The 13,137-nt window shown below is 62.6% G+C and carries 12 protein-coding genes and 1 pseudogene; 6 read left to right on the top strand and 7 right to left on the bottom strand.

The genetic code is table 11. The features are described 5' to 3' along the window. Positions 1-292 precede the first annotated feature (292 nt). Complete coding sequence (locus AC1G9C_RS17150; RefSeq protein ID WP_480408293.1) at positions 293-1,714, bottom strand: aminotransferase-like domain-containing protein; 1,422 nt, start codon at positions 1,712-1,714, stop codon at positions 293-295. Between the two features lie 160 nt (positions 1,715-1,874). Here AC1G9C_RS17150 and dctP point away from each other — a divergent pair, with 160 nt between their 5' ends. From dctP to AC1G9C_RS17130, 4 genes are all read left to right on the top strand, one after another. Continuing rightward, a complete protein-coding gene (dctP, locus tag AC1G9C_RS17145; protein WP_480408292.1) occupies positions 1,875-2,888 on the top strand; it encodes a TRAP transporter substrate-binding protein DctP in 1,014 nt (337 codons plus the stop codon). Between the two features lie 21 nt (positions 2,889-2,909). After that, positions 2,910-3,428 carry a TRAP transporter small permease gene (locus tag AC1G9C_RS17140; protein ID WP_480408291.1) on the top strand — a complete coding sequence of 173 codons (519 nt, stop codon included), beginning with the start codon at positions 2,910-2,912 and terminating at the stop codon, positions 3,426-3,428. Beyond that, the gene (locus tag AC1G9C_RS17135) at positions 3,425-4,729 is read left to right on the top strand and encodes a TRAP transporter large permease (RefSeq protein WP_480408290.1); all 1,305 of its coding nucleotides are present in this window, start codon (positions 3,425-3,427) and stop codon (positions 4,727-4,729) included. Before AC1G9C_RS17140 ends, AC1G9C_RS17135 begins: the two co-directional genes overlap by 4 nt. Before the next feature lie 102 nt (positions 4,730-4,831). Then, the gene (locus AC1G9C_RS17130) at positions 4,832-5,302 is read left to right on the top strand and encodes a hypothetical protein (RefSeq protein WP_480408289.1); all 471 of its coding nucleotides are present in this window, start codon (positions 4,832-4,834) and stop codon (positions 5,300-5,302) included. Between the two features lie 235 nt (positions 5,303-5,537). On the opposite strand, the gene AC1G9C_RS17125 is transcribed toward AC1G9C_RS17130, so the two are convergent. Both AC1G9C_RS17125 and AC1G9C_RS17120 read right to left on the bottom strand, forming a co-directional pair. After that, on the bottom strand, positions 5,538-5,933 hold the full coding sequence (locus AC1G9C_RS17125; protein ID WP_480408288.1) for a hypothetical protein: 396 nt from the start codon (positions 5,931-5,933) through the stop codon (positions 5,538-5,540). Positions 5,934-5,944: 11 nt separating this feature from the next. Continuing rightward, positions 5,945-7,024: an alkene reductase gene (locus AC1G9C_RS17120; RefSeq protein WP_480408287.1), complete on the bottom strand. Its 1,080-nt coding sequence runs from the start codon at positions 7,022-7,024 to the stop codon at positions 5,945-5,947. Positions 7,025-7,148: 124 nt separating this feature from the next. On the opposite strand from AC1G9C_RS17120, the gene AC1G9C_RS17115 reads away from it, so the two are divergent. Beyond that, entirely contained in the window at positions 7,149-8,021 is an 873-nt protein-coding gene (locus AC1G9C_RS17115) for a LysR family transcriptional regulator (RefSeq protein ID WP_480408286.1), read from the top strand. A gap of 72 nt (positions 8,022-8,093) precedes the next feature. Here the strand turns inward: AC1G9C_RS17115 and AC1G9C_RS17110 are convergent, their stop codons facing one another. Next, complete coding sequence (locus tag AC1G9C_RS17110) at positions 8,094-8,969, bottom strand: LysR family transcriptional regulator (RefSeq protein WP_122107415.1); 876 nt, start codon at positions 8,967-8,969, stop codon at positions 8,094-8,096. A 96-nt stretch (positions 8,970-9,065) separates the two neighbouring features. Between AC1G9C_RS17110 and AC1G9C_RS17105 the strand changes: the two genes are divergently transcribed. Next, a complete protein-coding gene (locus AC1G9C_RS17105) occupies positions 9,066-9,566 on the top strand; it encodes a lactoylglutathione lyase family protein (protein ID WP_122107414.1) in 501 nt (166 codons plus the stop codon). A 23-nt stretch (positions 9,567-9,589) separates the two neighbouring features. Here AC1G9C_RS17105 and AC1G9C_RS17100 read toward each other — a convergent pair. The 3 genes and pseudogenes from AC1G9C_RS17100 to AC1G9C_RS17090 all read right to left on the bottom strand — a co-directional run. Next, positions 9,590-9,691 (bottom strand): annotated as a pseudogene (locus AC1G9C_RS17100) (IS110 family transposase); the annotation flags it as partial. 803 nt (positions 9,692-10,494) lie between these two features. After that, complete coding sequence (locus AC1G9C_RS17095) at positions 10,495-12,057, bottom strand: DHA2 family efflux MFS transporter permease subunit (RefSeq protein ID WP_480408285.1); 1,563 nt, start codon at positions 12,055-12,057, stop codon at positions 10,495-10,497. After that, on the bottom strand, positions 12,054-13,133 hold the full coding sequence (locus AC1G9C_RS17090) for an HlyD family secretion protein (RefSeq protein ID WP_480408284.1): 1,080 nt from the start codon (positions 13,131-13,133) through the stop codon (positions 12,054-12,056). The genes AC1G9C_RS17095 and AC1G9C_RS17090 overlap by 4 nt, the downstream gene beginning before the upstream one ends. Positions 13,134-13,137: the final 4 nt, after the last annotated feature.

Genomic DNA, 13,137 nt, shown 5'->3' with positions numbered 1-13,137 from the left:
GCATGTTGTAATGCATTTGTACCCAAACAATGGCGGATGTGCAATGACAATAACGAGATATTTGCGGGGAGTTATATCGGTAAGCCGGGCACCAGGCTCATCGTTGCGACTGGCTGCGACATGCCGGGGCGGATCGGGGCCTGATCAGGCGCGACGCCTACCCCGAGCGCCTTGATCGACGACGAGCGCCTGCACGCCTGGCCGGGATGTCGGGCGGCAGCGCCGAGGCGCTGGCCGCTTGCGGGGCATGGGCGAGAAACCGGGGACAGGCCGGCCGAGCGTCGGCTGTCTGTCAGACGCTGTCGTGCATATGCAGATGCCCCTGGCGGGCGAGCCGGGCGATGATCTGCAGCGCCCGTGTCAGTTGCTCGCGGCTGCGCGCCGCGGCCAGGTTGATGCGCACCGCGTGCGGCGGGTGCTCCTGACGCAGGGTGAAGGCCACGCCGGGCAACAGGCCGATGCCATGCTCCTGGCAGGTCTGGGCGAAGCTCGAGGCGCGCCAGGGCTCGGGCAGGTGCAGCCAGACATGCGGCGCGGTGGCGCTGGCCTGCACCTGCAGATCGCCGAACTGCTCACGCAGCAAGGCCTGGCGGGCGCGCAGCTCCTCGCGTTGGGCGACGACCATTTCGCCGGCCTGACCGCCCTCGATCAGGCGAGTGGCGACCAGCGCGGACAACGGCGAGATGCTCCAGCAATCGATGCGCAGCGTCGCACTGATGTCCGCCACCCACTGCTCTGGGGCCAGCACGAACCCCATGCGCAGGCCGGGCGCGATGCACTTGGACAGTGCCGTGACGTGGATGGTCCGCGCCGGCAGCAACTGCGCGAAGGACGGCAGCGAATCGTCCAGCAAGGGCCGGTAGACGTCGTCTTCGATCAGCAGCAGCCCGTGGCGCTCGATCACCTCGGCCAGGGCCCGGCGCCGCGTCAGCCCCAGGGTGATGGCGGTCGGATTGTGGATCGACGGCACCAGGAACAAGGCCTTCGGCGCATGCAGGGCGCAGGCCCGCTCCAGTGCCTCCGGCAGCATGCCTTCGGCGTCGCCATCGACGCCGACCAGATTCAAGCCCAGGGTCCGGCACAGGGCATTGATGCCCTGGTAGGTCACCGCATCGGCCAGCAGCGTGTCGCCACGCGTGGTCATGGCGCGCAGGATGCAGGCCAGGCCGTGCTGCGCGCCTTCGGTGATCAGCAAACGCTGCGCAGGAGCCGTCACGCCATACTGGCTCAACCAGGCCGAGGCGGCCTCGCGCGCCCACAGCGGCCCTTCCGAAGGGTGGTAGTCCTGGGTCTCGAGAAAACGGGGATCGCGCGACAGCTCCGGCAGCAACTGCCCCAATACCTGGCTGTAGACGTTGGTGGCTGGGCGGTTGATGCTCAGGTCGACGCGCCCCGGCGCATCGCTCGGCGCGCTCTGGAACTGGGCGTGCGGCTGACGCAGCAGGGGTTTGACCAGGGTGCCGCGACCCGGGCGGCTTTCCACCAGGCCGGCCTCCTGCAGCATGGCCATGGCCTTGGTCACGGTGGTGATGTTGATGTTCAGGCGACGTGCCAGCTCGCGGTGCGGCGGCAGGCGTTCACCGCTGACCAGAGTGCCGTTGCGAATACCTTCGGCCAGGGCGTCGGCCAACTGCTCGTACAGCGGCTCGGCGCGGTTGCGTGGCCCGCTCATGGTCTGCGCCACACTGGTCAGCAAGGTGTCGATGGAAGTCATTCCGGCATGCGTCTCCTGAAGGTCGGACTCGCTAAATGTCATGCATTTGTACCTACAACAAAAGCGCTTGACAATGATAATAGCGAGATATAGGTTCTAATTGTATCGGTTGAAACCCATTACAAGTATAACTTCCTGCTACCAATACGAGGCACTCATCATGCACGCCCCTCTTCGCAAGCTTCTTGCGCTTAGCGCCGCCGTCCTCAGCCTCGGCCTGGCCCCTCTGGCGGTTCAGGCCGCCGACACCACGCTGCGCCTTTCCACCCTGTTTCGCCCCGATTCGGATGGCGGCAAGGCGGCGCAGCAGTTCGCCGACGAGGTCAAGGCGCGCAGCGCTGGTCGTATCGAGGTCACGGTGTTTCCGGCCAGCCAGCTCGGAGACTGGGTCGAAACTCATTCGCAGCTGATGCAGGGCGCCATCGATATCGGCCTGCAGCCCCTGTCGACCAACTTCGACAAGCGCCTGGCGATCGCCTGGTTCCCCTATATCGCCCCGACCTACGCCGAGGCCCAGGAAGTATTCAGCGCCAACGGCTTCGCCTACAAGTTGGTCGACGACATGATCGCGCCGCAAGGCCTGCGCCTGCTTGGCGTCTACAGCGCCGGCATGGGCGGCGCCGGCTTCACCAAGGCGGTGCCGGAGCCGGGTAACCCCGAGACCAAGCGCGGCCTGCGCATCCGCGTATGGCCGGGCGGCACCACCCACCGGGTGATGATGGAGCGCCTCGGTTACCAGGTCGCCACCGTGCCCTGGGCCGAGCTGTATACCGCCATGCAAACCGGGGTGATCGACGGCCAGATTGGCGGCACCGCGGAAATGGCCCTGGACAATTTCAAGGACATCACCAAGACCTGGGTGCAGTACAACGATCACCTGGAGCTGGCCTGGTTCGTGATCAACAGCAAACGCCTGGAGAGCCTGCCCGAGCAGGACCGCGAGATCATACTGGCGGTGGCCCAGGAAATCTCTCACAAGCGTTTCGATGAAGTCCGCGAGGCCGACACCCAGTACCTGAAGAACATGGAAGAAGCGGGCATCGAAGTGGTGCGCTTCGACGACGAGACCCTGGCGAAACTCGCCGACTACACGCGCAAGAATGTCTGGCCGCAGATCGCCGGCGAACTCGATGCGGCCACCATGCAGCGCCTCAACGACGCCGTCAGCCACTAACCGCTCGCCCGAGGTAGGCCCATGTCGCTCAGCCCGGCTTCCTGGCTGCGCAAACTCTGGCAGGGCGCGCTGCATGTGCAGCGCACCCTGCTGGTGCTAGGCGCAGCGCTATTGACCCTGTTGATCTTCGCCCAGGTGGTCGCCCGCTACCTGTTCCAGACCGCGATCTTCGGCATCGAGGAGACCGCGGTGTACATCGCCATCTGGTTCTATTTTCTTGGCGGCGCGGTGGGCGCTGAGCAGCGCGAACACATATCCGCCTCGCTGGCCGACGTGCTGGTCAAGAGTCCGACTGCGCAACAGGCGATCAAGCTGCTCGCCTGCCTGATCTCGGTACTGGTCTGCGCCTGGATGGTGGTCTGGTCCTGGGGGTTGGCGCAGTGGTCGCTGAGCCTGGGCATGACGTCCACCGAACTGCACATTCCCGTTGGCTACGTCCATCTGGCCATGCCCGTCGGGCTCGGCCTGATGACCCTGTATTTCTTCGTCGAGCTGGTCGAGCACGGCGTCGAACTTGTGCGGAGACTGCGCACCCCATGAACTGGATCATTCTGTTGGACGCCGTGCTGCTGGTCCTGTTGCTGGTCATCGGCGTACCGGTACCGCTGTGCTTCGCCGCCGCCGTACTGCTGCTGTTCCTGCTCGGCGACTTCGGCAGCGCCTCCTTCCTGGTCAGCGCCGGTTTCAGTCAGGCCAGCTCGGTGGTGCTGCTGGCGATTCCGCTGTACATCATCGCCGGCAACATCATGAGCCAGGGCGGCATTGCCACGCGCCTGGTGGACTTCGCCGAAAGCATCGTCGGGCGCTTTCGCGGCGGCCTGGGGATAGTGGTGGTGTTGACCACCGCAGTCTTCGGCGCCATTTCCGGCATGGCCTCCTCGGCGGTGGCGGCGATCGGCAGCACCATGATCCCGCGCATGGTCGAGCGCGGCTACGACCGCGGCTACGCTGCCAGCCTGGTGGCCTGCTCGGCCGTGCTGGCGCTGATGATTCCGCCGAGCGCCTCGATGATCCTCTACGGCTGGGTCAGCGGCACCTCGATCACTGCCGCCTTCCTCGCCCCGGTTCTGCCGGCGCTGATCCTGATCGCGCTGTTCTGCTTCTGGAACTGGGTGCTTACCAGGCGCATGCCGCTGCACACCGAGGCGCCGTTGCCGGCCGAGCAGTGGGTCAAGCATGTCGCTCAGCGCGGGCGGCGTGCCGGCCTCGGTCTGCTGATGCCGATCATCATCCTTGGCTGCATCTACGGCGGCATCACCACTCCCACCGAGGCGGCGGCCATCGCCGTGGTCTATGCGGTGCCGGTGAGCGTGCTGATCTACCGCGAGCTGGGCTGGAAAGGGCTTTACACGCAGCTGTGGAAGGCCGGCCAGGTCACCGGCGTGCTGTTGATCCTGGTGTTCTTCGCCTCGATGCTGGCGCGCATGTTCACCATGCAGAGCGTGCCGCAGCTGCTGCTGGTGGGCTTCACCACGGTCAGCGACAACCCGATCATCCTGTTGCTGATGATCAATGCCTTCCTGATGTTGATCGGCATGTTCATGGACGATGCCAGCGGCATTCTCCTGGCTACGCCGATGCTAATGCCGATCGTGCACAAGCTCGGCATCGACCCGGTGCACTTCGCCGCCATCATCGCCACCAACCTCGGCATGGGCCTGATCACCCCACCGACCGCGCCGATCCTCTACCTGGGCGCCCTGGTGGGCAAGACGCCGTTGAGCGGCATGCTCAAGCCGACCATGGTGTTCCTGCTGTTCGCCTATCTGCCGGTGGTACTGCTGACCACCTTCTTCCCGGCGCTGTCGCTGACCCTGCCGCGTCTGTTGCTGGGGGGCTAGGCAGTGGTCGCACTCGAGCGCCGGTAGCGAGGAAAAGCCGGCGGCTCGAACTCTCGAACGAAAGGCCTTCCGATGCAGGACGCGCACCAGTTAACGAGAACCATGAGTCAACGGGCAGATCAGCGTGGCCGTGCGGGTCGGCGACCCCAGACTGATCTGCCTTGGCCTGGAAGGGCTGGAAGCACATCATCACTCTGCGCGCAGGCGCTGCGCCGCATCGGCCTGGCCCTGGCCGCCTGCGAGAAGAGCGTACAGGTGGTCTACGAGCACAACCTGAGGCCGCGCGAGAAACTGCACCAGCCCTGGCTGGAGCGGGTGACCGGCCAGCTGCACGCCGCCCTGCAGGCGCTGCAGGACGAGTGGGAAGGGCGGGTGCCCGAACTGAGCGAGGCGAACATCGACCAGGCCGCCGTCAGCACGGCGGTGGCCTTGCAGTTCGCCGTGCAGATGCTGCCCGAGTTGATCGACCCGGCGCGCTACCCGGCGCTGGTCGAGCTCTCGACCCGCGCCGAACGCCTGGCGCCCTTTCGCGCGGCGCCCCATGGGCTGGGGACCTGCAGCGACTCGGCCTGATACGCGGTGCGACGGGGATGTCGCCATGCTCGATGGGGATGCGGGCAAGGAGCTATGGGAGCGGGGGGCTTGGCCCAGAGCGGGTTGTCAGCGCCGGCAAAGCGGCCAGAAGCCGTAATGAAGGTTTCTACAAAGCGGTGGCGACTCAACAGCGAGCACTAGCCGGCCAGTGCTCGCCGCAAGTTGGCAGCCAGTCACAGCGCAACCGTGCAGCCAATCCAGTCAGAGGCGATGTTCACCTCTCGTTGGATCGCTGCAGCAGCACGCCCAGCCCTGTGATGCCAAGTAGCACTGCTGCCAGTATCAGATTGATCGGGATCCCCAACTCACGCAAAGATTCGCTGGCATATACGTCTGTACCAGGGATTAGGTAGGCCACGAACAGACCAGGCCAGAAGCTTGCCGGTGCCAGTGCGGAAGCCCACACCTGGCCACGCCTCAGCGCGGCCAGGGAAAACAGGCTGACCAGCACCAGGGTGGTGAACTGCATGCCGATATGAAATCGCGCATGGCCTGGCCAATCCGGATTGAACAAGTGGCTAGCGTTGAATACGTCGGCGATGGCCACTATTGCCACGGTGGCGACAATAGCGAAACCAAGCATGACTTTACCAAGCGATGAGCGAGTCATGATGGACGGCCTCACAGGCTCGGATAATCAATGAAGCCCGCATCCTCGCCGCCATACAAAGTGGCTCGGTCGGCTTGAGCCAGTTCGGCGCCTCGGGCAAATCGCTCCGGCAGGTCTGGATTGGCCACGAATGGGGTGCCGAATGACACTAACGCGGCCTCGCCGGCTTTGAGGGCCGCCTCGCCACCCTCTGCGTCATAGCCACCGTTGGCGATCAATGGGCTGTTTATTTGCGGACCGAAAGTTGCCAGCACGTCACGCGGCCAGTGGGGGAAGTTGTCCAGCGGAAACAGTGCGCGCATCAGGTGCACATAACCGGGCTGCAGCCTATTTAACTCACCAATCAAGTAGCTGTAGAGCGCCAGTGGATCGCTGTCGATCATGCCGTTGAACGGAATCGCCGGCGACAGTTTGATCCCCACGCGAGTGGAGCCCCACACCTCGATCAACGCCTGCATCACTTCGAGCACGAAACGGCTGCGCTTGGCTATGCTGCCGCCGTAGGCGTCGGTACGCAGGTTGGCCGAGTCCACCAGAAACTGGTTCGGCAGATAGCCGAACGCGGCATGCAACTCGACACCGTCAAAACCGGCACGCTTGGCGTTTTCCGCGGCGCGGCGGTAATCGGCGATGACCGCCTGGATTTCGCTCAAGGTCAGTGCGCGCGGCACCTCGTAATCCTGCATGCCGTCCAGGGTGAAGTGCTGTTGCCCCTGGATCGCCACCGCCGACGGCGCCACCGGCAACAGGCCGCCGCGCACGCTGGAGTGGCCGACCCGGCCGGTATGCCAGAGCTGCGCGAAGATCTTGCCACCTGCCGCATGCACCGCCGCTGTCACCTGTTGCCAGGCGGCAATTTGCTTCTCGCTGTAGAGGCCGGGAGTCAGCGGACTGCCGACGGCATCTGCCGAGATATTGATCGCCTCGCTGATGATCAGCCCGGCACTGGCTCGCTGGGCGTAGTAAGTGGCCGTGGACGCCCGCGGCACCCCGGCAGCATCGGCTCGTGAGCGCGTCATCGGCGCCATCACCATGTGGTTGCGCAGATCAAGATCATGTAAGCGAGCCGGGCTGAGCAATTGAGCGGTCATGGGAAAGTCTCCAGGTTCACGCAGAGGGACATTAGGCGTGAACGGATCATCCGGCCCGGCATGCATAGGATAAAGTCACGAAATCAGGAATGATTGCTCCACCAATGGAGCAATGGAGTGCTGGATGAAGCTGCTCAATGACATGGCCCTGTTCGTCGAGGTGATCAAGGCCAACAGCTTTCGCGGCGCCGCCGAGGCGCTCGGCATACCCAACTCCACGGTCTCGCGGCGCATCGCCGAATTGGAAAGACGTATCGGCCTACGCCTGCTCAACCGCACTACACGGCGTATCGAACTCACCGAAGGCGGTCGTCTGTATTTCGAGCGCTGCCGGCGTATCGTCGACGAGGCGCGCCTGGCCCATGAAGAGATTTCCGAGCTTGTGGACAACCCGAGCGGCCTGATCCGCTTGTCCATGCCCATCGACTTCGGGGTGGTCTACCTGGCACCACTGTTGGCCGAATTCGCCGAGCGCTACCCGCAGATCCGGTTCGACTTGGACCTCACGCCCAAGCGCCTGGACCTGATCCGCGACCCGGTTGATCTGGTGATTCGTATCGGCGCCCTGCCTGACTCACAGTTGATTGCCCGGCCCCTTGGCACCCTGCAGCGCAGTCTCTTTGCCAGTCCGGGCTACCTGGCCCGGCATGGTGTGCCGGACAGCCCGGCAGCACTGCTGCAGCATGAGTGTCTGCGCATGCTTGATGCACCCTGGGTACTGCACGATACCCAGCAGAGACTTAGCCTGGCGGTGGAGGGGCGCTACTTGCTGAACAACATCGGCATGCTGCGTCGCCTGGCCCTGCTCGGCCAGGGAATCGCCATGCTGGTGGACGAAATGATCAGCGAGGATCTTGCCCAAGGCCGCTTGCATCGCGTACTGCCCGACTGGAAGGCGGAGGCTCTGCCGGTTTACGCGATTACCGAGACGCGTCTCGTGCCGGCCAAGGTACGGGTGTTGATTGATTTCCTCACGGACCAGTTCAACCGTGGCTGAAGGAAGCCAGCTGCATGCTCTTTGGTAAATGCCTGGCAAGAAAGCCGAACTGAGTCGCCTCGACTTTCTCAGTCACAGACCTTCAACCTCTATCCTCAGTTTTTGAACGACCAGTTCCGTCCGACTAGACAGTGGCCATTCGGCACGGTGTATCAGCCACAGAGTGTCCTCGACCAATCGTGGCCCCCTGATGACCTGGATACTGTCTGGACGTTGAAAAGCCAGACGTGCATAACGCGGTAACACAGTAAAGCCTAAACCTCGCGCTACAGGTTCAAGGATCAGACCAATCTGGTTGGTAAAGCCACGACAGGGGAGACTGCCGACGCCTGGTGCTTCAGGGAAGTAACGACTGAGCAGACGACTACCCATGGCTCGGCCGTCAGGGTGATCGATGAAACCTATGCGTTGCAGATCCTCCCAGCCCTCGACACGCTCTGAGGCTGGCGCGATTAGCTCCAATGGCTCCTCGGTGAAACGGCTCACGCAGAGGCGAGGGTCATCAGGCTTGAGTGTGACCAAGCCCAACTCGAAGCGATTTTCCAGTACGGCTTCGAGCACCTCTCTATCCGGGGCAAAACGTTGACGAATGATCAGACCGGGATTCGCCTGCTGCAAGTTCAGCAGCATGGGATAGAGGGCCAGCCCGATGCTGCCGGGACAGATCAAACCGATCTCTCCGCGCTGGTCATCATGCTCGGACAGGCGCTTGTGCAGACGCTGGTCGGCCGCGCTAACCTCCTCGCAATACTCCAGTAGCGCACGCCCAGCGGGAGTTAGTTCGAGCTGGCGAGGACGGCGTATCAACAATGGACCGAGCCGTTCCTCAAGCTTCTGTACATGTTGACTGACAGCGGCCTGGGTCAGGTCCAGGTACTCGGCGCAGCGTGTGAAATTGCCCTGCTCAACCAGGGTCGCGAAGGTACGTAGCCATTGCGGACTAAGCATAACGATCTCTTATCAGTGCGATAATCTGCCGATGGTTTTTATTATGGCTGCACCTTCCTAGACTAACCACAACCCAATCAGCAAGAGGTACAGGTTATGTCGCTCGTCTACCCGCGTAGCTTTTCTCATATCGGCCTATCAGTCACCGATCTAGACGCCGCCGTGAAGTTCTACACAGAAGTCATGGGCTGGTATCTGATCATGCCGCCGACCACGATAAGCGAGGATGATTCAGCAATCGGAGTCATGTGTACCGATGTATTCGGTGCCGGCTGGGGTTCGTTCCGTATTGCGCACCTGTCCACAGGCGATCGGATCGGCGTAGAGATTTTTGAGTTTCGTAATGCCGAAAGGCCACAGAACAACTTCGAGTACTGGAAGAGCGGTATCTTCCACTTCTGCGTCCAAGATCCAGACGTAGAAGGGCTGGCCGCCAAGGTAGTTGCTGCGGGTGGTAAGCAGCGCATGCCAGTACGCGAGTACTTCCCGGGTGAGAAGCCCTATCGCATGGTTTATATGGAAGACCCATTTGGGAACATTCTAGAAATCTATAGTCACAGCTACGAACTGATTTATTCGGCTGGGGCTTACCAGTAATGGCTGGCGGCCCAGTTGCAGAGAGCTTCTCGGTTCAGCCGCTTACGCTGCAACTCCTGGCCGGAACGGACACCCTCGGCAACTTGGTAGACGGACTTGGCCAGATCAACTGCGATTTGCCTCATAACGGCTCTCCCACTTTTCAATCCTCAACGTCTTGGTATAGAACCGGGGTGTTGGGAGAGTCCATTACAGCAGTCCAGCCGACGCCGCTGCGCGGCGCGGCTTGATTCCGCCCTTAGCGTCCGGTATTGGCCGACTCTGTTGAAAAGTCGGCTTCTGAGAGGGCTGCTTATCGGCAGCTCAAAAAAGCGCGATTTCGGCGTTGCTACGCAAATAACAAGGCAGCACTGTCTTTGAGCGCACCAGATTTCAGCCTCGCCTACGCTCTTTCATGAGCAAAAATCGCGACGGGATTTTTTCAACAGAATCGGCCAATACCGGACGCTAGTTACAGAGCGCTATCAGCCAGAAGTACCTTTTAAGTAATTAAGCCGACGACTGTCACTGGCGTACAGCACATGTACTTTCCCGACGGCATCGTTGTTACGAGCAGTCCGCTCTTTCGGTCCTCGAGAAGCTGCCGAAACGAATGCTCGCGACACAGCCCCCAGCATACGCAGCAGCCTGTCCAGCTCGATGGCAGCAAAGTGCCGGACCATTTCCGTCGGCGTGCTCCAGAAGCCGCTGAATACCCATAGCCTCGGGTGCCAGGCGCTTCGGGTTACCCCGTAGGCTACGCAGCCAGGAAGTCGTCCGAGCCGTTCAGCAAACTTACACAGGACATGTTCTAGCCATTGTTCCGCGCCTGGTCGGGCGCAGATTTCCAGAATACTCACGGCATTAATAGGCATTGCGATGATCTCAAGGGTGTGGGCCGGTGGCGAGCACCGGTCGGGTGGGATGGGAGATTGTTCGAGTGGGGCGGCTATGCAGGGGCGTGTGACTTGCCGTGCCGGGCGAATCCGATCTTGATGCCAATCAGAATTGGGAAGGCAACGGCGAAGAGCAGGGTGACCGCCATGAACGCCGTGTCGAAGGCGATCACCGTCGATTGCTTCGCCGCGCTGCGCCCCAGCAGGCTGGCGGCCGCCTGGCTGGAGGCGAGCGCATCCATGCCTTTCATCGCCAGCATGGCGGTGGTGCTCGTCAGCCGCTCGATGACGAGCTGCCCCCCGGTGGTGACATGGCTGCCCAGTACGCTGAGATTGCCCACGAGGTTGTGATCGATCAGCGTCTGCAGGCCCGCTACGCCGATAAGTCCGCCCAGCTGCCGGCCGGCATTGAACAGACCGATGCCACTGGCGAGGTTGCGGCTGTCGAGCTTGCCGAAGGCAATCAGGGTGATGGAGAGGAACAGTAGCCCCAGGCCAAGGCCACGCAGCAGGATGGCGGTCATCATGTCGTCCGCGCCGCTTTCGCTGGTCGAGCCGGACAGCATCCACATGGCCAGCATGATCAGCAGAATTCCAAAGGGTACAGTGGCGAAAGGTGGGATGTGACGGCCCTGAAAGAGATATGCAGAAAGCAGTAGTCCGCCAACGAAGAGCGCCCCGCTGGGCAGCAGTAATAGACCGGCATCGGTCGGAGTAAAGGCAAGAACCGACACGGCAAAGGACGGGATGAGGTAGGCGCTGCCGAACAATGCCGCTCCGGCGACGAAGCTGACGATGAAGGCAAAAGAGAAATCCTCCGAGCCGAACAGGGCGAAGTCGATAATGCCCCGCTTGCTGCGCAGCACCTGCTGGCCGAGTAAGGCCAGCAAAGCAGCTGCACCGATCAGCGTGAGCCAGAGAATGTGCGGTTCCTCGAACCAGTCCCAGCGATGGCCTTGGATCAGTACATAGCTCAGGCAGAACAGGGTGACGGAGACCAGCACGAAGCCGATCCCGTCGCAAGGGCGGTTGTCCGCCTCGGCTGGTATTGGTCGGCTCGAAATCATCAGCGAGCCGCTTGCGGCCAGTGCCAGCGGAATCACGCAGAAGAAGATCCATGGCCAGGACTGGCTGTCGATCAGCCATCCCTGAAGGGCGGGAGCGAGGGTGGCCGGCGCCACCACCGAACCCATGGCGAACAGGGCCTGGACAAGCGGCTGCGTGCCTCGCGCAAAAGAAACGAACAGGACGGTCTGGCCCACCACCAGCAGGGCGCCACCGGCAAAGCCTTGGACGACGCGCAGTGCAATCAGCAGCTCCAGGTGCGCGGTGATGCCGGCCAACCCGCATGCCGCGGCCATGCTCATGACCACCGTGATGATCAGCTGGCGCGGCGGCATACGGCTCATCAGCCAGGGCGCCACCATGAAACCGATAAGCTTGGATGCCGTATAGCCGATATCCAGCCAGGCGAATTCATCGGGGGTCGCATAGATGTCGCCGATGATGTCGCTGCGACCGAGTGACAGTGCGGTTCCGGCGATCGCTTCTGTCAGTGTGGCCAGGATGATGCCGACCAGAAGCGGGCCGCCGCCCGTGGTGGTTGGCGTGTTCATGAACCGCCCCCGTACTCGACCTCGACCCGCGCGGACAGACCCGGCACGATGTGACCCCGCAAAGGATTGTGGGTAAAGCGGATCTTGACCGGGACGCGCTGCACCACACGCACGAAATTCCCCGTGGCGTTATCGCTGGGCAGCAGACTGAACGCCGAGCCGCTACCGGGTGCGAAGCTGTCGACCACTCCGTCAAGCTCTTCGCCCGGATAGCCGTCGATGGTGATTCGCACGCGTTGCCCGAGGCGGATGTGCCTGAGCTGGGTTTCCTTGAAATTCGCCACGATCCATACATCCGCGACCGGCACGATATCGAGCAGGGCTACACCCGGCGTGACGAAGCGGCCAACGCGAACCTGGCGATTGCCGACCACGCCGGATACCGGCGCGCGGACCACGGTGCTGTCGAGATCGATCTGCGCGATCTCTTGTGCGGCCTCAGCCTGCATCACCGCGGCCACGGCAGCTTGCGTCTGCGCCTCGAGAACGGCGATCCGCTGCTGCTGGGCCTCCAGGGTTGCGGAGGCGGCCAGGACGGCAGCTTCGGCTCGGTGTCGTGCAGTGCCGCTTTCGTCGACGGTGGCCTGGCTGATCGCATGAGTTCGGACGAGGATACGGCTGCGATCATGGGTCTTGTTCGCCAGCTCCATCTCTGCCGTGGCCGAGCGCCGCTGGGCTTCGGCCTGGCGAATCATGGCTCGTTGCAGTTCGCTTTCCGCCTCGGCATTTTTCAGCCGCGCTTTGGAGGCCTGCACATTGGCCGTCGCCTGGGCGAGATGTGCGCGATAGTCCCGGTCGTCGATGCGAAACAGCACGTCACCTGCCTGAACGCTCTGGTTGTCCTCGACTTCCACGGTGGTGACATAGCCGGCCACCTTGGTCGCCAGCGAAGTGAGATCACCGCGGACATAGGCATTGTCGGTCGAGGTCCGTTCGGCTCCGACCACCAGCCAGCCAGCGGCCAACACCAGGGCCGCGCCGGCGCAAAGCAACAGGCCGATCGCCTTCCTGTTCCGGGTTGGTACCTGGTTGTTGGCATCAGCGGTAATGGCGACCGGGTTCTCGAGCGCGTTCATTTCC

The sequence above is a fragment of the Pseudomonas sp. ABa2 genome (assembly GCF_056676075.1).
Note: the sequence above shows the minus strand (reverse complement) of the source record. Positions and strands in the feature narration are given on the sequence as shown.